A 21281-nucleotide genomic window follows, 5' to 3' on the forward strand; every position below is an offset into this window, starting at 1 on the left:
CCCGCGGCGGCCGACGTCGGCGCCTTCAAGGGCCTCGGCCAGGGTGGTCCGGCCGTCGCCGTCCCAATCCATCTCGCCCCAGTCGTGCCGGCCGAGCGAGGCGTGCAGCCCCGCCCCGGCCCAGGCCAGCACGGCCAGAGCCGGGATCGCCACCAGCCCCGCCAGGACAAGGATCGCCGCGCGTCGCATCCCCCCTCCTTGCCCCTCCGCGGCCTGCCTGCCAAGACAGCCGCGAAGAAGGGGAGGGCGCCATGGGCCTCAGGGTCGCGTTCCAGATGGACCCGATCGGGGGCGTCGCCATCGACGCCGATTCGAGCTTCCGCCTCGCCCTCGAGGCGCAGGCGCGGGGGCATTCGCTGTTCTACTACCCCCCCGACAGGCTGTCGTATCAGGAAGGCCGCGTCCTCGCCCGCGGGTTCCCCATCGAGGTGCGGCGCGAGAAGGGGAACCACGTTTCCTACGGCGAGGAGGCCGAGGTCGACCTTTCCACCTTCGACGTGGTGTGGCTGCGCCAGGACCCGCCCTTCGACATGGGCTACATCACCACGACCCACCTGCTCGAGATGATCCACCCGCGCACTCTGGTCGTGAACGACCCGGCCTGGGTGCGCAACTCGCCCGAGAAGCTGCTGGTCCTGCAGTTCCCCGACCTCACGCCCCCCACCGCCGTCGCGCGCGACCTGCGCACCCTGCGGGAGTTCCGGGCGCGGCACGGGGACATCATCCTCAAGCCGCTCTACGGCAACGGCGGCGCGGGCGTGTTCAAGCTCGAGGGGCGCGACGGCAACCTCGCCTCGCTCTTCGAGCTCTTCACCGGATTCTCGCGCGAGCCGCTCATCGTGCAAAGATACCTCCCCGAGGTGCGCCGCGGCGACAAACGCGTCATCCTCGTGGACGGGGAGTGCGTGGGCGCCATCAACCGCGTCCCGGCCGAGGGTCAGGTGCGATCGAACCTGCGTGTCGGCGGCACGGCGGCGCCCGTCGAACTGACGGCCCGCGACCTCGAGATTTGCGCCATCATCGGCCCGGAGCTGAAGGCGCGCGGCCTGCTGTTCGTCGGCATCGACGTGATCGGCGACTACCTGACCGAGATCAACGTCACCTCTCCGACTGGCGCCGTGCAGCTGAAACAGTTCACCGGCATCGATGCGGCGGCGATCCTGTGGGACGTCATCGAGGCGAAACACGTCCCGAGTGCATGACGGCGCGCTTGCAATCCAGATAAGTTCATGGTTCGTTCCCTTCGCGCCCAGGTAGCGCGGCAAGGAGAGCGTCATGCTGGCCAGCATCGCGACGGTGGCGTTCGAGGGGGTCGACGCGCGGCGTGTCACCGTCGAGGTGCAGCTGGTCGGCCGGGACGGCGAGACCATCTTCTCCATCGTCGGACTGCCGGACAAGGCGGTGGCCGAGAGCCGCGAGCGGGTGCGCGGGGCTTTCGCGGGGATAGGGCTGGCCCTGCCCGCCAAACGGATCATCGCCAACCTCGCCCCCGCCGACCTGCCCAAGGAGGGCAGCCATTTCGACCTGCCCATCGCCCTGGCCCTGCTGGCCTCGCTGGGGGTGATCCAGCCCGACGCGCTGGAGGGCTGGGCGGCCCTGGGCGAACTGGGGCTGGACGGGCGGATCCAGCCTGTGGGCGGCACGCTGCCGGCCGCTGTGGCCGCTGCCTCGATGGGACTGGGGTTGATCTGTCCCGAGGCCAACGGGCCCGAGGCGGCCTGGGCGGGGGACGTTCGTATCCTCGCGCCCCGGTCGCTGATCGGCCTGATCAACCATTTCAAGGGCTCGACGATCCTGCGCGCGCCCGAGCCGGGGCCGGTCAGGACGGCGGCCAGCGCTGCCGACCTGCGCGACGTCAAGGGCCAGGAAAGCGCCAAACGGGCGCTGGAGGTGGCCGCCGCCGGGGGCCACAATATCCTGTTCGTCGGCCCGCCGGGATCGGGCAAGTCGATGATGGCCCAGCGGTTGCCGGGGCTGTTGCCGCCTTTGACGCCGCAGGAACTGCTGGAGACCTCGATGGTCTGGTCCGTCGCGGGCCTGATCGAGCGCGGCGCCCTGACCCGCGACCGGCCGTTCCGGTCGCCCCATCATTCCGCCTCCATGGCCGCCCTGACCGGCGGCGGCCTGCGCGCCAAGCCGGGGGAGGCGTCTCTCGCCCACAACGGCGTCCTCTTCCTCGACGAACTGCCTGAATATTCGGCCCAGGCGCTGGACAGTCTGCGCGCGCCGCTGGAGACCGGCGAGATCGTGGTCGCCCGCGCCAACGCCCACGTCAGATACCCGGCCCGGTTCCAGCTGGTCGCCGCCATGAATCCCTGCCGCTGCGGGATCGGCGGGGCGGGCAAGGGGGCGTGCGGCAAGGCCCCGCGCTGCCAGCGCGACTATCAGAACCGCATCTCCGGCCCGATGTTCGACCGCATAGACCTGACGGTGGAGACCCCGCCGGTCACCGCCGCCGACATGGCCCTGCCGTCACCCGCCGAGGGCACGGCAGAGGCCGCCGCCCGCGTCGCCGTCGCCCGGGCCATGCAGGAGGATCGGGTGCGGGAGGCCGGGCTTGATCCGCTTCAGGCCCTCAACGCCCGCTCGTCCGGCGACGTGCTGGAACGGTTCGCCACCCCCGATGAAGCCGGTCGCGCGCTTCTGATGCGGGCCGGAGAGGCGGGCGGACTGACCGCGCGCGGCTGGACCCGGACCCTGCGTCTCGCCCGGACCATCGCCGATCTGGAGGGCGCGACCGGCGTCCTGCGCCGACACATCGCCGAGGCCCTGATCTATCGCCGCACCACCGTCGGCGCCCAGGAGCAGTTCGAACGCCAGCAGGACACGCGGACCAGTCTGCCCGCGTGGTGAAAGGTTAACACCTGTTCCGGCAGACTGGCCCTCGACCTCGGAACAGGGCGACGGCGGGCATGACGCGACGGACGAAGACGACGGCGGACAGCGAGACCGGACAGGCCGTGCGCGCGGGCGGCGCCGATCCCTTCCTGCGCCTGATGAGCCACGAGATGCGCACGCCCCTGAACGGCGTGATCGGCATGCTGGGCCTCCTGACCCGCACCCGTCTGGACGGCGCCCAGCGGTCCTATGCCGAGGCCGCACGCGAATCCGCCGAACATCTGCTGGGCCTCGTCAACGACCTCCTCGACTACGCCCGCCTGGAGGCCGGCAAGCTGGAGATCGATCCGGCGCCGGTCGAGCTCGAAGGCCTGGTGCGTGGCGTCGCCGAACTGCTGAGCCCCCGCGCGCACGACAAGGGGCTCGAGATCGTCTGGTCGGTCTCGGCCGACGCCCCCGACGTTCTCGCCGACGAGGGCCGACTGCGCCAGGTCCTGTTCAACCTCGCCGGCAACGCGGTGAAGTTCACCGATGCGGGCGGCGTCCGCATCGCCATCGAGCGGGCCGGCGGCACCGAGCGCCGGCCGCGGCTGGCCTTCATCATCGACGACACCGGTCCGGGCGTGCCGGTCGAGGCCCGCGCCCGCATCTTCGAGGAGTTCGGCCACGTCGACGCCTCCGACGCCACCCGCCACGGCGGCGCCGGCCTGGGCCTTGCGGTGGTGCAGAAACTGGCCACCGCCATGGGCGGCGTGGTCCGGGTCCAGGACGCGCCGGGCGGCAAGACCGCCCACGGCTCCCGCTTCGTGTTCGAGGCCGCGTTTGACGCGGCCCCTGACATCGCGCCGCGCGCCCGCCCCCTGACCGACCGGGCCGTCGCCTTGCGCACCCCCGACGCCTTCGTCCGCGCCGCCGCCGAGGCCCAGATCGTCGCCTCCGGCGGCTCGGTCTGGCCGGTCGGGCCGCTGGCTCCGGTCACACTTGTCGATCACGCCGAGGCCGCCGTCTCGGGCGAGGCGCTCGCCCCCCTGCCCGAGGGCGGGCGCGGCGTCATCCTGCTCAAGCCGTCGGAACGCGAACTGATCGCCCGCTACCGGTCGGTCGGCTTCCACGGCTATCTGATCAAGCCGCTGCGCCGCGCCTCCCTCGTCGAACGGGTTCTGGCCGCCGCCACGGCCGGTGAGACGCAAGGCGCGCCGCGCGGCCTGCCGCCCGAGGACGACCGCGTCGTCCCGGTCCGCTTCGCCGGCATCCGCGTCCTTCTGGTCGAGGACAATCCGGTCGGCGCCCTGCTTGCCCGGACCCTGTTGCGCCGTGAAGGCTGCGTCGTGGAGACCGCCGCCACCGGGGACGAGGCCATCGCCGCCATGAAGCGCGCCCGCTACGACCTCGTCTTCATGGATATGCGCATGCCGGGCATGGACGGCCCGGCCGCGACGCGGGTCATCCGCGCCGGCGGGGACCGGACCCCCATCGTCGCCCTGACCGCCAACGCCTTCGCCGAGGACCGTCAGGCCTGTCTCGAGGCGGGGATGAACGACCACCTCGTCAAGCCGCTGGAGCCCGACGCCCTTCGCGCCTCTCTCGCCCGCTGGACGAGCGGCGACATCCGCGCCAAGGTCGCCGCCGCATAGGGGCGAGCCGGCGATCAGATCGGAGGCCTTTCGAGACAAAGGCTCCGCTTTATGACCGCTCCCGCCGCGCCGCCCGCCAATTCGACGACGGCCCCGACAGAGATCGACCTGAAGCCCAAGGGGCTTGGCGTTCTGAAGGCCGCGTTCCGCGAGCGCCGGACCCTGGCGATGCTGCTGCTGGGCTTCTCCGCCGGCCTGCCGTTCGCCATGCTGATCGGCACGCTGAACGCCTGGCTGACCGAGGAGAAGATCCCGGTCGCCACCATTGGCATCCTCAGCTGGATCGGCCTGTTCGGCGCCTTCCGCTTCCTGTGGTCGCCAGCAGTCAGCTGGACCCCGCCCGGCCTCGGCAAGCGGCTCGGCCGCCGGCGCAGCTGGTTGCTGGTGCTTCAGGTGATTATCGCCGTGGCCCTCAGCCTCGTCGCCCTGTCGAATCCGAGCGCGGGCGTGCTGGGACCCCTGGCCCTGGGCGCCGCGCTCGGCGCCTTCGCCTTCGCCACCCAGGATATCGTCATCGACGCCTGGCGGATCGAGGTCGCGGACGAGAAGACGCCCATCGACCTGCTCTCGACCGTCTACCAGCTGGGTTATCGCACGGCCGCCCTCGCCGGCGGGGCCGGGTCCCTGCTCCTTTCCGAGGTGCTCGGCTGGCCGGGCGTCTTCTTCACCGCCGCCGTTCTGATGGGGCTGGGCATCATCGGCACCCTGATCGCGCCCGAACCCGTCCCGTCTTCCCGGACGGCGGTGGCGCGTGAGCGCCGCGGCTCGCCGCGCCTGCGCCTGATGGTGCTGGTGGCCACTCTGGCCGCCTGGGGTTGGGCGGCCTTCATGCTGATCCGGTTCATGGTCATCGCCCTGACCACCTCGCCCGCGCCGAGCGCCGGGACCTTCACCGGCTCCTGGGGCCCGTGGATCGTCGGGGCCACCGTCGTTCTGCCGGCCGCACTGGCCGGCCTGATCGTGTGGAAGGGTCGCGCCGCAACCGCCGCCGAGGCCGTGGCCGCGCCGAAGCTGGCCGACACCCTCTATGACGCCATCCTGGCCCCGCTGGTCGAGCTCATGGGCCGTCTGGGCTGGGGCGCCGTGATCGTACTGGGGCTGATCCTGACCTACCGCATCACCGACGGCGTCTGGGGGCCGTTCGCCTTCCCCTTCTACATGGGCGACACGGGCGGGGCGCTGGGCCACACCGCCGCCGAGGTCGCGCTGGCGTCCAAGACCTTCGGGGTCGTCATGACCATCGTCGGCATTGCGCTCGGCGGCTGGGCCCTGCTGGTCATCGGCCGGATGTGGAGCCTGCTGATCGGCGCCGTCCTGTCGGCCGCCACCAACCTTCTGATGATGGATCTGGCGCTCGGGGCGCCGACGATCGGATCGTTCATGTCGGCGACCGGCCTCTATTCCCTGTTCGGATCGATCGGCGTGGGCGAGCCCCTGTCGCGGCTGATGCTGGCCATCGCGGGCGAGAACATCGCCGGCGGCTTCGCCGGCGCCGCCTTCGTGGCCTATCTGTCGGCCCTGTCCAACCGGACCTTCGGCGCGGTCCAGTTCGCGGTCTTCATCTCGCTGGCCCTGCTGATCGGCACCCTGGGGCGCGGGGCGCTGGGCGAGCTGATCGACGCCCGGGGCTATGCGCCGATGTTCGTCATTGCCGCCTGGATGGGTGTGATCGCCATAGTCTTCGTCCTGATCGAATGGATCCGGCTGGGCTTCGAGGCCCGCCGGATCGCCAGGACCGGAACCCTGCCGTCCTGATCTAGGCCGTTGGCGGGACGGCCGTCATCGACCGTTCCGCCGCAGCGCTCGGATGCGGGGCCACGTCCTCGTCTTCGGGCTCGAACGCCACGCTGACGCCCTCCTCGTAGGCGGCGAAGGTGGCGGCGGTGATGATTTCCGAGACCTGCGCCCCCAGCGAGACGATCTGCACCGACTTCTCGAGGCCGACCAACAGCGGACCGATCACCGTCGCGCCGCCCAGAGCCTGGACCAGCTGGGTCGAGATCGCGGCGGAATGCAGCGCCGGCATGACCAGCACATTCGCCTCGCGGCTCAACCGCATGAACGGATAGTTGGCGCGCAGGGCGGGATCGAGAGCCAGTTCCGGCGGCATCTCGCCCTCGTATTCGAAGTCGACGCCGCGCTGGTCGAGGATGCGGATCGCCTCGCGCACCTTGTCGCCCCGGTCTCCCGGAGGATTGCCGAAGGTCGAATAGGCGAGGAAGGCCACGCGTGGGGTCCGGCCCAGCTTCTTGACCGTCGCCGCCGCCTGGATGGCGATGTCAGCCAGCTCCTTGGCCGAGGGCAGTTCGTGGATCGAGGTGTCGGCGACGAAGATCGTCCGGCCCTTGGCCAGCACGATCGACAGGCCGATCAGGCTGTCGCCCTCGACGTCGAGGACGCGCCGGACCTCTTTAAGCACCATGTTGAAGTTGCGGGTCGTCCCGGTGACCATGGCGTCGGCCTGGCCGCGCGCCAGCATGGCCGCAGCGAAATAGTTACGGTCCTGGTTGATCATCCGCTGCACGTCGCGGCGCAGGTAGCCCCGCCGCTGCAGCTTCTCGTACAGGAAGTCGGTGTATTCGACGTTCCGGTCGGAGACCCGGGCATTGACGATCTCGATGCCCATGGCGTCGAAATCCAGCCCCGCTTCGGAGGCGTTCCGGCGCACCAGGTCTTCGCGACCGATCAGGATGGGCGTGCCCAGTTCGGCCTGTTTGAACGCCCAGGCGGCGCGGATGACGGTCGATTCCTCCCCTTCCGCGAACACCACACGCTTGTTCGGGGCGGCGCGCACGGCCGACGAGATCTTCTGCATCAGGGCGGCGGACGGATCGACCCGCTCGCGCAGCCGGGCGCGGTACTCGTCCATGTCGTCGATCGAGACGCGCGAGACCCCGGTGTCCATCGCCGCCTGGGCCACGAAGGGCGGGATGTACCAGATCAGGCGCGGATCGAAGGGGGTCGGGATGATGTAGTCCGGCCCGAACTTCAGCTTGCGCCCGCGATAGGCGACCGCGACCTCGTCCGGCACGTCCTCGCGGGCGAGCTGGGCCAGGGCGTGGGCGCAGGCGATCTTCATCTCGTGATTGATGCGCCGGGCGCGCACGTCCAGGGCGCCGCGGAACAGATAGGGGAAGGCCAGGACATTGTTGACCTGGTTCACATAGTCCGAGCGGCCGGTGGCGATGATGGCGTCCTTGCGCACGGCCAGCACCTGTTCCGGCGTAATTTCCGGGTCCGGGTTGGCCATGGCGAAGATGATCGGGCGCGGCGCCATGGTGGCGACCATCTCGGGCGTGATCGCGCCCTTGGCCGACAGGCCCAGGACCACGTCGGCGCCCTGCATGGCCTCGGCCAGGGTGCGTTTGTCGGTGTCGATGGCGTGGACCGACTTCCACTGGTCCATACCCTCGGTGCGGCCGCGATAGATGACGCCGTGCAGGTCGACGACGGTGGCGTTCTCGGGCTTGACGCCCAGCGACTTCATGAGGCTCAGCGACGACAGTCCGGCTGCGCCCGCGCCGACCAGGACCATCTTCACGTCTTCGAACTTGCGCCCGGTGACGTGGCAGGCGTTGATCAGGCCCGCGGTGGAGATGATCGCCGTGCCGTGCTGGTCGTCATGGAAGACGGGGATGTCCAGCAGGTCCTGCAGCTCGCTTTCGATGACGAAACATTCCGGGGACTTGATGTCCTCCAGGTTGATGCCGCCCCAGCTGTCGCCGATGTTCTTGACGACGGTGATGAATTCGTCGGGATCGGTGGTCTTCACCTCGATGTCGAAGCTGTCGACGTCGGCGAATCGTTTGAACAGGACGGCCTTGCCCTCCATCACCGGCTTGGACGCCATGTGGCCGAGATTGCCCAGGCCCAGGATCGCCGTGCCGTTCGAGATCACGGCGACCAGATTGCCCTTGGACGTATAGTCGTAGGCCTTGTCCGGATCCTCGGCGATGGCGCGCACCGGCACGGCGACGCCCGGCGAATAGGCGAGGCTGAGGTCCCTCTGGGTCGCCATCGGCTTGATCGGCGCCATGGAGATCTTGCCCGGATAAGGCAGCCGGTGGAAATCCAGCGCCTCTTCGTCGGAGAAGGTCTGTTTGTCGGTCTGATCGGGCATTTGGGTCTCTGACGGTCGCGGGCGCATCCGGTCTAGCGGCGGGCTCCCGTCGCGACAACCGCCGACCCCGGATGGGCGAGGGTCAGAAGTCCAGCACGCCCGTCCGTTCGACCTCCACCGGGCCGGTCATGAAGACGTGGCCGGTGGCCCCATCCTCATCAGGGGCCCAGTCGATGTTCAGCTCGCCGCCGTCGACGATCACGGTCGCCGTCCTTCCCGTCAGTCCGCGCCGCGCACAGGCGACCAGGGCGGCGCAGGCGCCGGTGCCGCAGGCCCTGGTCAGGCCGGCGCCGCGCTCGAACACTCTCAGGCGGATGCGATCGGGGGCCAGAACGTGGGCGAAGCCGACATTGACGCCTTCCGGGAACAGCGGGTGGTGCTCGATCAGCGACCCCGTGCCAATGACGAAGCCGTCGTCCAGCCGGTCGGTGAAGAAGACGACGTGCGGATTGCCCATGGAGACGGCGCCCGGCGTGTGCACGACCGGATCGTCGATCGGACCGACCTGCAGCTCGATGCCCCGCGTGTCCATCTCCTCGGCCAGGGGGATTTCGCGCCAGTCCAGCCGGGGCGGACCCATGTCGACGGTGATCCGGTCGACCCCGGCGCGCTTCGCGACAGTCTTTCCGCCCAGGGTGTCGATGGTCACCTGATCCGAGCCGTTCGCCTGCATCAGCATCCAGCCGACGCAGCGCAGCGCATTGCCGCAGGTCTCCACCGTGCCGCCGTCGGCGTTCCACACCCGCATGAAGGCGTCAGCGCTGTCGGAAGCCTCAATGGCGATCAGCTGGTCGAACCCCTCCCCGGTCTTTCGATCACCCAGGGCGCGCACCGTGTCCGCGTCCGGCGTGAACGGCCGGTCCAGCGCATTGACCACGACGAAGTCGTTGCCGGCGCCGTTCATCTTGACGAAGGGTCTGGAGGTCGCCGGGTTCATAATGGCCATATAGCCACGTCGGACGGCGGCTCCAAAGTCGCAGCCACGCAACGCCTCCGGCCCGGGGCCGTTAGCCTGTCCTCTGAAACAGACGACGAGGCCTTTCCGATGAATCTTCCCAATGGCGCGATGGTGGCGGTCGTCGACGGCGAGAAGCTCGCCCTGTTCAGGAACACGGGCCATGGCGGCGAGGTGTCCCTGACCGCCCAGACGGTCCCGGCGATCGAGGAGCGCGCCTCCGGTTCGGCCGGTCGCATTTCCAGCGAGGCCAACCCCGATAACAACACCCAGGCCGAGGACGGTTTCGCCATGGGCGTGGCCGAAGTGCTCAACAAATGGGCGCTGAGCAGCAAGGGGGACAAGCTGCTGGTCATCGCCGCGCCCAAGACGCTCGGCGAGCTCCGCAAGCATTGGCACAAGGAACTGTCGTCGCGCCTGGTCGGCGAGATTTCCAAGGACCTGACCGGCCACTCCGCCGATCAGATCGCCGCCGCGATCGGCAAGGCCTGATCCTCTGCGCCACGGTCTGGTCCGCTGGACCGTGGCGTTCGGGCGATCGCGCGACTAGAGGGATGGCATGACAGCCTCCGACCGGCTCCCGCGAGAGGGGCTTCGTCTCCGCGCCCGCCTCCGCGCCCTCTACCACGGCTCGTCCCGAACCGCTGTCCGCTTCCGGTTGGCGGTCCTGACCGTCGATCTGGTCATCGTCGCCTTCTTCATCGCCGCGCCGCTGCTGAAGCAGGTGGGTCTGGCCTTCTACGTGGTCGACTATGTGGTCGCGGCGCTTCTGGCCGCCGACCTCGCCGCCCGGGCCCTCGCCTATTCCAATATCAAGGACTGGCTCAAGCGGCCGATCGTCTGGGTCGACCTGTTCATCCTGGCGACCCTGTTGTTCCCGGCCTGGCTGTTCAACCTCGGATTCCTGCGGGTGATCCGGTTGTGGACCCTGGTCAGTTCCGACTTCTTCTGGCGCACCGTGGGGCGAAAATACGATGACACCCGGGTCGAGGATACGACCAAGGCGGTGGTCGCCCTCGTCACCTTCGTCTTCGTGGCGACAGGCTTCGTCTACACCGGCTTCATGGGCCGCTACGAAGGCATCAGCGGATGGGTGGACGCCCTGTATTTCACGGTCACCAGCCTGACCACGACCGGCTACGGCGATATCCTCCTGCCCGGCGTCTGGGGGCGGATCGTGTCGATCGTCATCATGCTGGTCGGCGTCACCCTGTTCGTGCGACTGGGCCAGACCCTGCTCCGGCCCCACAAGGTCCGCTATCCCTGCGAGAAGTGCGGGCTGCAGGTTCACGACCCCGACGCCGTCCACTGCAAGGCGTGCGGCAACCTGCTGTGCATCCCGGACGAGGGCGCCGTCTGATCCGAACCGGTCGCCACATGTGACAAAACGGTAAGGTTCGCCGCCTTGCCGCCCCGCCCCTCGCGACTAAGGTGCCCCGTCCCTGTTTCGGAGCTTCCGCATGCGTCGTTCGCTGAGCCTCACGGCCGCTCTCCTCGCTTCCACCATCCTCGGAGCCCCCGCCCTGGCCCAGAACGCCCATACGCCGCCAAATCCGCCGCTGGTCGAGGGCGGCTTCGCCACCACCGACGCGACTGATCCCTATATCTGGCTCGAGGAGGTCGAAGGCGAACGCGCCATGGCCTGGGTCAACGAACACAACACCCGCTCGCTCGGCCTGCTCCAGGGCGATCCCCGCTACGACGGCCTGCACGAACAGGCCCTGGCCCTGGTCCAGGCGCGCGATCGCATCCCGGCGCCCGGCTTCACCCACGACGGCCATATCGACAACTTCTGGCAGGACGCGACCCATGTGCGCGGCATCTGGCGCCGCACGACGGTCGACAGCTACCGCACCGACGCGCCGAACTGGGAGACGATCCTCGACCTCGACGCCCTGTCGACCGCCGAAGGCAAGAATTGGGTCTACAAGGGCGCGTCCTGCCTGCCGCCTGAAGAACGTCTGTGCCTGATCTCACTGTCCGACGGCGGCAAGGACGCGGTCGTGGTGCGCGAGTTTGACAGCGTGTCGCGCACCTTCGTCGAGGGCGGTTTCGAACTGCCGGAATCCAAGGGCGCAGCGACCTGGGTCGATGCCGACACCCTGCTGATCGCGCGCGACTTCGGCGAGGGCACCCTGACGTCCTCGGGCTATCCGATGATCGTCAAGCGGCTGAAGCGCGGCCAGAGCATCGACCAGGCCGAGACCCTCTTCACCGGCCAGCCCTCGGACGTTTCGGTCGGCGGCGGCACGCTGCGCGACGCCGACGGCGTGGTCCAGGCGGTGCTCATAAACAGGGGGGTGAGTTTCTACGAGAGCGAGACCCATCTGCTGAACGCGGACGGGACCACGACCCGGCTCCAGCTGCCGGCCAAGTCCGACATCAACGCCGTGGTCCAGGGTCAGCTGGTCGTGACCACCAACCAGGACTGGACCGCGCCCTCGGGCCAGGAGTTCAGGACAGGCGACGTCTTCGCCTGGAACCTCGACGCCTGGCTGGCCGATCCGTCGGCGCGCGCCCGGCTGATCATCCGTCCGGGCGCCCGCGAGTCAGTCGAGGGCATCAACGCCACCCGCAACAAGCTGGTCGTGGCCCTTTACGAAAACGTGCGCGGCGCGGCCTATGTCTACACGCCGAACCCTTCCGGCGAATGGGCCCGCACCCGTCTGGACCTGCCCGCGAACTCGACCGTCGGTCTCGGCTCGGCGTCGGAGCGTGATGACCGCATCTTCGTCAGCGTCGCCGGCTACCTCAGCCCCTCGACGCTTTCGCTGGTCGACGCGGCCACCGGCCAGATGGCCCAGGTCAAGACGATCCCGCCGAAGTTCGACGCCTCTGGCATGACCGTCGAACAGTTCGAGGCCCGCTCGGCCGACGGTACGATGATCCCCTATTTCGTGGTGCATAAGTCCGACATGCCGCTGGACGGCTCCAACGCCACGCTTCTGTACGGCTACGGCGGCTTCCAGGTGTCCCAACTGCCGGGCTATTCGCCCACGGTCGGCAAGTTGTGGCTGGAGCGAGGCGGCGTCTACGTCGTGGCCAACGTGCGCGGCGGCGGCGAGTTCGGCCCCAACTGGCACGAGGCGGCCCTGCAGCAGAACCGCCAGCGCGCCCACGAGGACTTCCAGGCCGTGGCCTCGGACCTGATCGCCCGCAACATCACCTCCCAGCCCCACCTCGGAGTCATGGGCGGGTCGCAGGGCGGCCTGTTCATGGGGGCGATGCTGACCCAGCGGCCGGATCTGATCAACGCGGCGGTCATCCAGGTGCCCCTGTTCGACATGTTCCGCTTCCACCGGCTGCTCGCCGGCGCCTCGTGGCGGGCGGAATACGGCGACCCGGACATCCCGGAACAGCGCGCCTGGATCGGCGAATACTCGCCCTACCAGAATCTGCGCGCCGGCCAGCCCTACCCCGAGGTCTTCATCCACACCTCGACCAAGGACGACCGCGTCCATCCGGGCCATGCCCGCAAGGCGGCGGCGCGTCTCGAGGAACTCGGCTATCCGGTCCTGTTCTACGAGAACACCGACGGCGGCCACGCGGCCGGCGCCAACCTGCGCGAAACGGCCCGCCGCATCGCGCTGGAGTACACCTATCTGACCCGCCGCCTCATGGACGAGCCGGCGCAGGACTAGGCCCTACGACTATCCGCTCCCCGTGAAAGCGGGGACCCAGTGCTTCGCGAAGTAAGGTCACCCCATGCTGCGTTCTCTGCTCCTCGGCGTCGCCGCCGTCGCCATCTCCGCCCCCGCGATGGCCCAGACCGCTCCGCCGCCGCACCTGCCCGCCGACCTGTCGCCGGCGGGCGTTCGCGCCGCTGACGACCATCTGGCGCTGGAGGAGGTCGAGGGGACCGAGGCCATGGCCTTTGTCCGGGCCGAGAATGAACGCTCCCTCGCGACCTTGACCGGCGACCGTCGCTACGAGACCTTCCGTTCCCAGGCCTTCGACATCCTGTCCTCCACGGCTCGCATCCCGGGACCCAGCTTCCTCGGAGACGGCATCGGCAATTTCTGGCAGGACGCGACCAATCCCAAGGGCCTGTGGCGCCGCACGACGCTGGACAGCTACCGCACCGACGCGCCGCAGTGGGAGACCCTGATCGACGTCGACGCCCTGTCCCGCGCCGAGGGCCGGGACTGGGTGTGGAAGGGCGCGCGCTGCCTCGCGCCCGACGAGACCCGCTGCCTGATCTCCCTGTCCGAAGGCGGCAAGGACGCCGTCGTCGTCCGCGAGTTCGACACTACGACGAAGTCGTTTGTGGCCGACGGATTCATCCTGCCAGAGGGCAAGCACCGGCTGGAATGGCTCGATATCGACACCCTTCTGGTCGCGACCGATTTCGGTCCGGGCACCCTGACCGAGAGCGGCTACCCCTTCATCGTCAAGCGGCTGAAGCGCGGCCAGACCCTGGCCCGGGCCAACGAGATCTATCGCGGCGACATCTCCGACGGCGGCTACGGCGTCAGCCCCACCGTGTTCCGCGACGGCGCGGGCGCGGTTCAGGCGACGATCGTCAACCGTCCGCTCGACACCTTCCGCTCCGAGACCTGGCGTTTGACAGGCGGCACGGTGGTCAAGTTGAACCTCCCGGAGCGGGTGGCTGTCCACGGCGTCATCGGCGACCGGCTGGTCTTCGGCGTCGATCAGGACTGGAGCTGGCAGAGCCGTGAGGTCAAGTCGGGCACGCTGATGGCCGTCACTCTCGACCTGCTGGCCCCGCCCACTGACAAAGGGATCATCTTCTCCAACGCGGCCACCACCGTCTTCGAACCCACGGATCGCCAATCGATCCAGGATGTGTCCGTTTTCGACGACCGCATCGCGGCCACCGTGCTCGATAATGTGCGCGGACGAGTCCTCGTCTTCCAGAATCGCGGCGAATGGGGCTGGCCCCAGACGCCGATCGAGATTCCTGAAAACGTCGCTGTCAGCCTGGGGGACTCCAGCCGTTCGAGCGGCCGCATCTTCTATTCGGTCCAGGGCTTCCTGACCCCGCCGACCCTGTCGTTGGCCAATATCGAGACCGCGTCCAGCGACGTCTTGAAAACGGGCCCGGCGATGTTCGACGCCTCGCGCGACGTCGTCGAACAGTTCGAGGCGACCTCGACCGACGGCGCGAAGATCCCCTATTTCCTCGTCCGCCCGGCCAACGCCCCGATGGACGGTTCGACGCCGACCATCATGTTCGGCTACGGCGGCTTCCAGGTCGCCTTCCCGCCCGCCTACAAGCCCGAACTGGGCAAGCTGTGGCTCGAGAACGGCGGCGCCTACGTCGTCGCCAATATCCGCGGCGGCGGCGAGTTCGGTCCGGCCTGGCACCAGGCGGCCCTGCGCGAACACCGCCAGCTCGCCTTCGACGACTTCGCCGCCGTGGCCCGCGACCTCGCGACCCGGGGGGTCGCCTCTGCCCGTCGCCTCGGCATCTACGGCCGCTCCAACGGCGGGGTCCTGACCTCGGTCTCGATCACCCAGCATCCGGAGCTCTACAACGCCGCCGTGATCGAGAGCCCCCTGATCGACATGCTGCGCTATCCGGACCTGCCGGCCGGCGCGTCATGGATCGGCGAATACGGCGATCCGCGCATCCCCGGCGACGCCGCCTTCATCAGCCGGTATTCGGCCTACCAGCAGCTGCGTCCGGAGGCGGACTATCCGCGCGTCTACATCACCACCAACACCCGCGACGACCGCGTCCACCCCGGCCATGCGCGCAAGTTCGCCGCTCGCCTGACCGACCAGGGCCACGACCACCTCTATTACGAGGAGACCTCCGGCGGTCACTCCAACGACGCCGACCCGGTCGCCAATGCGCGGCGCTGGGCGAGGCATTATGTGTATCTGTCCCAGCAGTTGATGGATTAGCGATCCTCCTCGATGGGCGAGGGGAACCGCGAACCGGTGGAGGGGGCCGGCCGCAGATGCCGGAGTCCGGGCGAGCCCCCTCCGTCTCTTCGCTGCGCTTCGAGCCACCTCCCCCGACGGGGAGGAATAGGCTTCACGCGAATATGAGAAGCGGCGGCCTTCCGACCCCGCTAGGACTCCCACCCATGAATACGAGGGGCATCATCGTCGCGGGCGTCGCCGCCCTGGGTCTGCTCGGCGCGGTCGGTTCGACCGCCCAGCCGGCCGGCGCGCGCTCCGTTCGCCGCGATGCTCCGCCTCCCGAGCCGGTGGTGGTGGAGCTGTTCACCGCCCAGGGCTGTTCCGGCTGTCCCGCCGCCAACCAGGTGGTCGAGGGCCTGGCCGAGGAGCCGGGCGTCATCGCCCTGACCTACGCCGTCGACTACTGGGACTATCTCGGCTGGCCCGACACCTTCGCCAAGCCCGAGTTCGCCCAGCGCCAGCGCGCCTATCAGACCGCCATGCGCCTTCGGAATGTCTATACGCCCCAGGTCGTCATCGACGGCCGTCGTCAGGTCTCCGGCGCCGAGGGCACGGCGGTCCAGGACGCCGTCGACGAGGAGGCCGCCCGTCTTGTCTTCCCGCCCCAGGTCCAGTTCCGCGAAAGCGGCGATCAGGTCGGGGTCGGCTCGGGTCGCGCTCCGTCTGGCGGCGCTGACGTCTGGGCCGTCGCCTATCGGCCGGGAACCCAGACCGTGACCGTGGCCGGCGGCGACAACCGGGGCCGGGCGGTGCGCCACGTCAATGTGGTCCAGAGCCTGACCCGGCTCGGCGAATGGACCGGTCGACCGATCCTGCTCGACCTGCCCGATGCCGCCGATCCGCAGGACAAGGTGGTCGTGATGGTCCAGTCGCGCGGCGACCGCCGCATCCTCAGCGCCGCCGCACGCTGACGCACCCCGCGGTTTGGAACGCCCAAACCCTTGGCGCCCCTATCAGTTTCGGTCACTGTCCGCCGCGAAACGATCGTCGCTAATGACGATCCGTCGCCCTGCACGGGCGACGTTCCTGGGGGGAGCAACGATGGTCGAGCGCGCGGGTCGGGTCGTCGGGGGACAGGCCCCTATCGCCGCCGCGCTCGCCATCGCCGTCTCGGTTGTGGCCTTGACGGCAGCGCCGGCCGGATCACAGGTCCGGTCGGCGTCTCCCGCTCCCGATCCCGAACTCGAGGCCCGCGCCATCACCCGGATGGTCACCGCCGCCGAGGTCGCCGACTGGGCGCGCGAGCGCCGCGACGCCCCGGCCATGATTGTGGCCGCCCGCATCCTGGCCGACATCCGCACCCGGCGTGAGAACGGCGACGAACCCTTCCTGACCCCCGCCGCCCTGCTGGACGAGGCCGAGACCTTCGCCGGCGGCGACCGCGACCTCCTGGATCAGATTTCGCGCGAGCGATCCCCGGACAAGGGCGTGCGCGCCTCGCCCTTCGGCGCCGGCCCCATCGTTGTGGTTCGCCGCCTGCGCGCCCGCGAGACCTACAGTTTCACCATCGAGGCCCGTCGCAACGAGGTCTTGCGCGTGGCCGCCATCGGCGACGGCGACACCAATATCGACCTCGCCTTGAGGGACCAGAACGGCGCCGTCATCTGCGCCGACGGTTCGCGCGACCACTATCCCGTCTGCACCGTCGCCCGCCCCCAGGCCGGCCCGATCCGCATCGAGATCGTCAACCGCGGCGAGGTCTGGTCGCGCGTGCAGATCCTGACGAACTAGGCCCCCGCCTTCACCGCGAAGCTCCACGCGGCTTTCGCCAGCGGAACCACCTGTTTCGACGTCTCGATCGCATGGGCCGAGGCCGCCGTGCCGTCGCGCACCCGCCCGGCGATGCCCTGACAGATCGCCGCCAGACGGAACAGATTGTAGGCCATCAGCCAGTCGATGTTCTCCGGCGCGCTGAGACCGCTGCGCGCCGTATAGCGTTCGACGGTCTCCTCGATCGTCGGAATGCCGAGCGAAGGCAGGTCCAGCCCGCCCATGCCGTTCCTGACCGTCGGCGGCAGGACCCAGCCGATCAGGAGATAGGAAAAGTCCGCCATCGGATCGCCCAGCGTCGACAGCTCCCAGTCCAGCACGGCCCGCACCTCGGGCCCATCCGTCGCCATCATCAGATTGTCGAGGCGGAAGTCGCCGTGGACGATCCGGGCCGGCCCCTCCGGCGGCAAACCTTGCGGGAGCCAGACGATCAGCTGGTCCATTTCCGGGATCGGATCGATCTCGGAAGCGCGATACTGTTTCGTCCAGCGCCCGACCTGACGCGCGAAATAGTTGCCCGGCTTGCCGTAGTCGCCGAGCCCGATCTCCGCGGGATCAAACTTATGCAGATCGGCGAGCGCATCGGTCTGGGCCTCGAAGATGGCGCGGCGCTCGGCCGGCTCCATCCCGGGCAGTTTCAGGTCCCACAGAACCCGGCCCTCGACCTTGCTCATGATGTAGAACATCGAGCCGATCACGCCATCGTCCGTGCACAGAGCATAGGGTCGAGCGACCGGATAGCCCTGCTTGTAGAGCGCCGAGGTCACCGTGAACTCCCGGTCCACGGCATGGGCCGAGGGCAGCAGCACACCCGGCGGCTTCCTCCGCAGCACATAGGCCGCGCCCGGCGTCTTCAGCTCATAGGTCGGGTTCGACTGGCCGCCCTTGAACTGGCGGATCGTCAGCGGCCCGGCATAGCCTTCGACGTTGGCGGTCATCCAGGCGTTCAGCGCCGCCTCGTCGAGCCGGTAGCGCGGGTCGACCTCGCGCGTTCCGGAAAAAGCAGCCTGGGGATCTGTGGTGATATCGGTCATTGGGCGGCGACAATGGCGGCCTTGACCGCGCGATGCCAGCCCCCCAGCAGCGCGTTGCGCTCCTCGGCCGACATCCGCGGTTCCCACATAGCCGGCGCCTCCCCGTTCCTCGGCTCCAGATCGTCGATCAGCCCGACGCCCAGCGCCGCCAGCCTTGCGGCCCCCAGCGCCGTCATCTCCTGAAAGGCCGGCCGCTCGACGGTGACCTCGCAGATGTCGGCGACGAACTGCATGGCGAAGGCGTTGGCTGTCACCCCGCCGTCGACCTTCAGCACGCTGAACCGGGGCGCTCCGTCCTTCGCCAGCGCATCGAGCAGATCGCGCGTCTGATAGGCCAGAGCCTCCAGTGCGGCGCGGACGAAGTGGGCCGGCTTCGTGTCCCGCGTCAGCCCGATCACCGCCCCGCGCGCGTCCGGCTCCCACCAGGGCGCACCCAGCCCCGTGAACCCGGGGACCAGATAGATCCCGCCATTGTCCTTCAATCCTTGCGCCACCGCCTCGGACTGTCGGCTGTCGGAGATCATACCGACCCCGTCCCTCAGCCACTGGATCGCCGACCCGGCCGAGAAGATCGACCCTTCCAGCGCATAGGCTACGGTCTCTCCGACCTGATAGCCGAGCGTGCCCAGCAGCCGGCTCGACGACGCCACCGGTTCGGCCCCGACATTGGCGACGAGGAAGGCCCCGGTGCCATAGGTGATCTTGGCGTCGCCGGGCTTCAGCGCCCCGTGCCCGACCAGGGCGGCCTGCTGGTCCCCCGCCGAGCCGGTGATCGGCAGGGCGCGGCCGAACAGGGCCGCATCGCTCTCGCCCATCCGGTCCGCGCAGCCGACGATCCGGGGCAGGGCGACCTTCGGAACATTGAACAGGTCACACAGGTCGTCGCGCCACGCGCGCGTCTTCAGGTCCATCAGGGAGGTGCGGCTGGCGTTGGTCGCATCGGTGACATGGCGGGAGCCGTTGGTCAGCTTCCAGACCAGCCAGGAGTCGATCGTTCCCAGCTTGACCTCGCCCCGCGCGGCCCGCTCCCTTGCCCCCGGCACGGCATCCAGCAGCCAGGCGAATTTCGTCGCCGAGAAATAGGGGTCGAGGATCAGGCCTGTCGCCGCCTGCACCATCGCCTCAAGTCCATCCGCCGCCATCCGCGCCGAGACATCGGCCGTCCGCCGGTCCTGCCAGACGATGGCCTTGTGCAGCGGCTCCCCGGTCGCGGCGTCCCACAGCACCGAGGTCTCCCTCTGGTTGGTGATCCCGATGGCGGCGAACCGGCCGACGCCGCCGGCCTTGCTGATCACCTCGCGGCAGGTCTGCAGCGTCGCGGCCCACATCTCGGCCGCGTCATGCTCGACCCAGCCTGACCGGGGGAAATGCTGTTCCAGCGCGATCTGGCTGACCGCCACGGGATGCAGCCCCCTGTCCGCCCTCAGTTCGAAGGCGATGGCCCGGGTCGAGGTCGTGCCCTGGTCGATGGCGAGGATGCAGGTCGTCATGGCTCTCAGCGTTTCCATCGTTTTCGCCACCTTACGCGGATGAACGGGATCGGGTTAAGTGCCCCCCATGTCCGACCGCACCGCTTCCTATGAAGGCGTCCTCGACGCCGCCCGCCAGATCGCCCCGGCGGCGGTCCGCACCCCCCTGATCGAGAGCCCGGCGCTGAATGAGCGGATGGGCGGGCGCGTCCTGCTCAAGGCCGAGACGTTTCAAGTCGCGGGCGCCTTCAAATTCCGGGGCGCCTACAACCGGATCAGCCGCTTCAGCCCCGCCGAGCTGGCCGCCGGCGTCGTCGCCTTCTCATCGGGCAACCATGCCCAGGGCGTCGCCGCTGCCGCGAAAATGATGGGAACCCGCGCCGTCATCGTCATGCCGGCCGACAGCCCCGCCATCAAGATCGCCGGAGTGAAGGCTTTCGGCGGCGAGGTCCGCCTCTATGACCGCTGGACCGAGAGCCGCGAGGAGATCGGCGCCCAGGTGGCCAGGGATCGCGGCTCCGTCCTCGTCCCCCCGTTCGACGACCCTTATGTGATCGAGGGCCAGGGCACCACGGCCCTGGAGCTGCTGGACCAGGCCGACGGCCCGATCGACCAGCTGCTGTGCTGCTGCTCCGGCGGCGGACTGATGGCCGGCATCAATCTGGTCATGGAGGCCCGCAGTCCGCAGACGAAGACCTGGGCGGTCGAGCCCGAGGCCTATGACGACACCGCCCGCTCCCTGGCCGCCGGCGAACGCATGGGCCACCCGTCCGGTCCCCCCTCGATCTGCGACTCGCTCCAGACCCCGGTCCCCGGCGTCCTGACCTTCCCGATCAACCGGCGCGTCCTCTCAGGAGCCCTGTCGATCAGTGACGCGGAGGCGGCCGAGGCTGTCGCCTATGCCTTCGGCGCCCTGAAACTGGTGGTCGAACCCGGCGGCGCTGCGGCCCTGGCCGCCGTCCTCGCCGGCAAGATCGAGACGAAGGGGCGCACCACCGCCGTCATCCTGTCCGGGGGCAATATCGACCCCGGCCTGTTCGCCGACATCATCGAAGGCCGGTTCGTCCCGGCGACCCAAGAAGGAGCCGCCGCGTGACCAAACCGTCCGACCTGCAATCCCTGATCGGAACCGAGATCGGCGTCTCGAAATGGATTCTCGTCGACCAGGCCCGGATCGACGCCTTCGCCGAGATCACCGAGGACCGCCAGTTCATCCATATCGATCCCGAGGCGGCGAAACAGACGCCCTTCGGCGGCACGATTGCACATGGGTTCCTGACCCTCAGCCTCGCCTCGGCCATGTCCTATGACGCGGTCAAGCCGCTGGAAGGCGTGGTGATGGGCGTCAACTACGGGTTCGACAAACTGCGTTTCCTCGCCCCCGTGCCCGCAGGCTCCAATGTCCGCGGCCGCTTCAAACTGCTGTCCGCCGAGGACAAGGGCGCCAATGGGGGCGTCACCCGCTGGCTGCTCAAGCACGAACTGACCGTCGAGATCGAAGGCGCCGACAAGCCCGCCCTGATCGCCGAATGGCTCAGCATGCAGATGGTCGGCGGCTGACCGGATTGA

Annotated in this window: 16 protein-coding genes and 1 pseudogene; 12 read left to right on the plus strand and 5 right to left on the minus strand. The window is 69.1% G+C overall.

Features of this window, described 5'->3' with window-relative positions; translation table 11 throughout:
- A pseudogene (locus RMO01_RS05515) lies at window positions 1-189 on the minus strand (hypothetical protein); the annotation flags it as partial.
- Between the two features lie 62 nt (window positions 190-251).
- On the opposite strand from RMO01_RS05515, the gene gshB reads away from it, so the two are divergent.
- The 4 genes from gshB to RMO01_RS05535 all read left to right on the plus strand — a co-directional run bounded on the left by gshB (window position 252) and on the right by RMO01_RS05535 (window position 6227).
- A complete protein-coding gene (gene gshB / locus RMO01_RS05520; RefSeq protein ID WP_309628039.1) occupies window positions 252-1202 on the plus strand; it encodes a glutathione synthase in 951 nt (316 codons plus the stop codon).
- A 73-nt stretch (window positions 1203-1275) separates the two neighbouring features.
- The gene (locus RMO01_RS05525) at window positions 1276-2853 is read left to right on the plus strand and encodes a YifB family Mg chelatase-like AAA ATPase (protein WP_309628040.1); all 1578 of its coding nucleotides are present in this window, start codon (window positions 1276-1278) and stop codon (window positions 2851-2853) included.
- 59 nt (window positions 2854-2912) lie between these two features.
- Entirely contained in the window at window positions 2913-4472 is a 1560-nt protein-coding gene (locus tag RMO01_RS05530) for a response regulator (RefSeq protein ID WP_309628041.1), read from the plus strand.
- A gap of 51 nt (window positions 4473-4523) precedes the next feature.
- The gene (locus tag RMO01_RS05535) at window positions 4524-6227 is read left to right on the plus strand and encodes an AmpG family muropeptide MFS transporter (protein ID WP_309628042.1); all 1704 of its coding nucleotides are present in this window, start codon (window positions 4524-4526) and stop codon (window positions 6225-6227) included.
- Window position 6228: 1 nt separating this feature from the next.
- Here RMO01_RS05535 and RMO01_RS05540 read toward each other — a convergent pair whose 3' ends face one another.
- Both RMO01_RS05540 and dapF read right to left on the minus strand, forming a co-directional pair.
- Window positions 6229-8592 carry an NADP-dependent malic enzyme gene (locus tag RMO01_RS05540; protein WP_309628043.1) on the minus strand — a complete coding sequence of 788 codons (2364 nt, stop codon included), beginning with the start codon at window positions 8590-8592 and terminating at the stop codon, window positions 6229-6231.
- 82 nt (window positions 8593-8674) lie between these two features.
- Entirely contained in the window at window positions 8675-9529 is an 855-nt protein-coding gene (gene dapF, locus RMO01_RS05545) for a diaminopimelate epimerase (protein WP_409013051.1), read from the minus strand.
- A 108-nt stretch (window positions 9530-9637) separates the two neighbouring features.
- Here dapF and RMO01_RS05550 point away from each other — a divergent pair, with 108 nt between their 5' ends.
- The 6 genes from RMO01_RS05550 (at window position 9638) to RMO01_RS05575 (ending at window position 17170) form a co-directional block, all read left to right on the plus strand.
- On the plus strand, window positions 9638-10039 hold the full coding sequence (locus RMO01_RS05550) for a host attachment protein (protein WP_309628045.1): 402 nt from the start codon (window positions 9638-9640) through the stop codon (window positions 10037-10039).
- Window positions 10040-10106: 67 nt separating this feature from the next.
- The gene (locus RMO01_RS05555; protein WP_309628046.1) at window positions 10107-10907 is read left to right on the plus strand and encodes an ion channel; all 801 of its coding nucleotides are present in this window, start codon (window positions 10107-10109) and stop codon (window positions 10905-10907) included.
- A 100-nt stretch (window positions 10908-11007) separates the two neighbouring features.
- Window positions 11008-13188: a prolyl oligopeptidase family serine peptidase gene (locus RMO01_RS05560; RefSeq protein ID WP_309628047.1), complete on the plus strand. Its 2181-nt coding sequence runs from the start codon at window positions 11008-11010 to the stop codon at window positions 13186-13188.
- A 64-nt stretch (window positions 13189-13252) separates the two neighbouring features.
- Window positions 13253-15418 carry a prolyl oligopeptidase family serine peptidase gene (locus RMO01_RS05565; protein WP_309628048.1) on the plus strand — a complete coding sequence of 722 codons (2166 nt, stop codon included), beginning with the start codon at window positions 13253-13255 and terminating at the stop codon, window positions 15416-15418.
- A gap of 185 nt (window positions 15419-15603) precedes the next feature.
- Window positions 15604-16350, plus strand: a complete 747-nt coding sequence (locus RMO01_RS05570; RefSeq protein ID WP_309628049.1) for a DUF1223 domain-containing protein — start codon at window positions 15604-15606, stop codon at window positions 16348-16350.
- Between the two features lie 130 nt (window positions 16351-16480).
- Window positions 16481-17170 carry a hypothetical protein gene (locus RMO01_RS05575; RefSeq protein ID WP_309628050.1) on the plus strand — a complete coding sequence of 230 codons (690 nt, stop codon included), beginning with the start codon at window positions 16481-16483 and terminating at the stop codon, window positions 17168-17170.
- On the opposite strand, the gene RMO01_RS05580 is transcribed toward RMO01_RS05575, so the two are convergent.
- Window positions 17167-18243, minus strand: coding sequence for a phosphotransferase family protein (locus tag RMO01_RS05580; RefSeq protein WP_309628051.1), 1077 nt, complete (start codon window positions 18241-18243; stop codon window positions 17167-17169). The two genes, RMO01_RS05575 and RMO01_RS05580, sit on opposite strands and share 4 nt — an antisense overlap.
- Entirely contained in the window at window positions 18240-19751 is a 1512-nt protein-coding gene (gene glpK / locus RMO01_RS05585; RefSeq protein WP_309628052.1) for a glycerol kinase GlpK, read from the minus strand. The genes RMO01_RS05580 and glpK overlap by 4 nt, the downstream gene beginning before the upstream one ends.
- Window positions 19752-19800: 49 nt before the next feature.
- On the opposite strand from glpK, the gene RMO01_RS05590 reads away from it, so the two are divergent.
- Both RMO01_RS05590 and RMO01_RS05595 read left to right on the plus strand, forming a co-directional pair.
- Complete coding sequence (locus RMO01_RS05590) at window positions 19801-20808, plus strand: threonine/serine dehydratase (protein ID WP_309628053.1); 1008 nt, start codon at window positions 19801-19803, stop codon at window positions 20806-20808.
- Window positions 20805-21272 carry a MaoC family dehydratase gene (locus RMO01_RS05595; RefSeq protein WP_309628054.1) on the plus strand — a complete coding sequence of 156 codons (468 nt, stop codon included), beginning with the start codon at window positions 20805-20807 and terminating at the stop codon, window positions 21270-21272. The genes RMO01_RS05590 and RMO01_RS05595 overlap by 4 nt, the downstream gene beginning before the upstream one ends.
- The last annotated feature ends 9 nt before the right edge of the window (window positions 21273-21281 follow it).

Origin of the sequence: Brevundimonas sp., from assembly GCF_031412435.1 — a bacterium.
In the GTDB taxonomy this organism is placed as follows: Bacteria; Pseudomonadota; Alphaproteobacteria; order Caulobacterales; family Caulobacteraceae; genus Brevundimonas.

Excerpts from the sequence above, each read along its gene's own strand:
- gshB (WP_309628039.1), top strand. The coding sequence starts at position 252 with ATGGGCCTCAGGGTCGCGTTCCAGATGGACCCGATCGGGGGCGTCGCC.
- RMO01_RS05525 (WP_309628040.1), top strand. The coding sequence starts at position 1,276 with ATGCTGGCCAGCATCGCGACGGTGGCGTTCGAGGGGGTCGACGCGCGG.
- RMO01_RS05530 (WP_309628041.1), top strand. The coding sequence starts at position 2,913 with ATGACGCGACGGACGAAGACGACGGCGGACAGCGAGACCGGACAGGCC.
- RMO01_RS05535 (WP_309628042.1), top strand. The coding sequence starts at position 4,524 with ATGACCGCTCCCGCCGCGCCGCCCGCCAATTCGACGACGGCCCCGACA.
- RMO01_RS05540 (WP_309628043.1), bottom strand. The coding sequence starts at position 8,592 with ATGCCCGATCAGACCGACAAACAGACCTTCTCCGACGAAGAGGCGCTG.
- dapF (WP_409013051.1), bottom strand. The coding sequence starts at position 9,529 with ATGAACCCGGCGACCTCCAGACCCTTCGTCAAGATGAACGGCGCCGGC.
- RMO01_RS05550 (WP_309628045.1), top strand. The coding sequence starts at position 9,638 with ATGAATCTTCCCAATGGCGCGATGGTGGCGGTCGTCGACGGCGAGAAG.
- RMO01_RS05555 (WP_309628046.1), top strand. The coding sequence starts at position 10,107 with ATGACAGCCTCCGACCGGCTCCCGCGAGAGGGGCTTCGTCTCCGCGCC.
- RMO01_RS05560 (WP_309628047.1), top strand. The coding sequence starts at position 11,008 with ATGCGTCGTTCGCTGAGCCTCACGGCCGCTCTCCTCGCTTCCACCATC.
- RMO01_RS05565 (WP_309628048.1), top strand. The coding sequence starts at position 13,253 with ATGCTGCGTTCTCTGCTCCTCGGCGTCGCCGCCGTCGCCATCTCCGCC.
- RMO01_RS05570 (WP_309628049.1), top strand. The coding sequence starts at position 15,604 with ATGAATACGAGGGGCATCATCGTCGCGGGCGTCGCCGCCCTGGGTCTG.
- RMO01_RS05575 (WP_309628050.1), top strand. The coding sequence starts at position 16,481 with ATGGTCGAGCGCGCGGGTCGGGTCGTCGGGGGACAGGCCCCTATCGCC.
- RMO01_RS05580 (WP_309628051.1), bottom strand. The coding sequence starts at position 18,243 with ATGACCGATATCACCACAGATCCCCAGGCTGCTTTTTCCGGAACGCGC.
- glpK (WP_309628052.1), bottom strand. The coding sequence starts at position 19,751 with ATGGAAACGCTGAGAGCCATGACGACCTGCATCCTCGCCATCGACCAG.
- RMO01_RS05590 (WP_309628053.1), top strand. The coding sequence starts at position 19,801 with ATGTCCGACCGCACCGCTTCCTATGAAGGCGTCCTCGACGCCGCCCGC.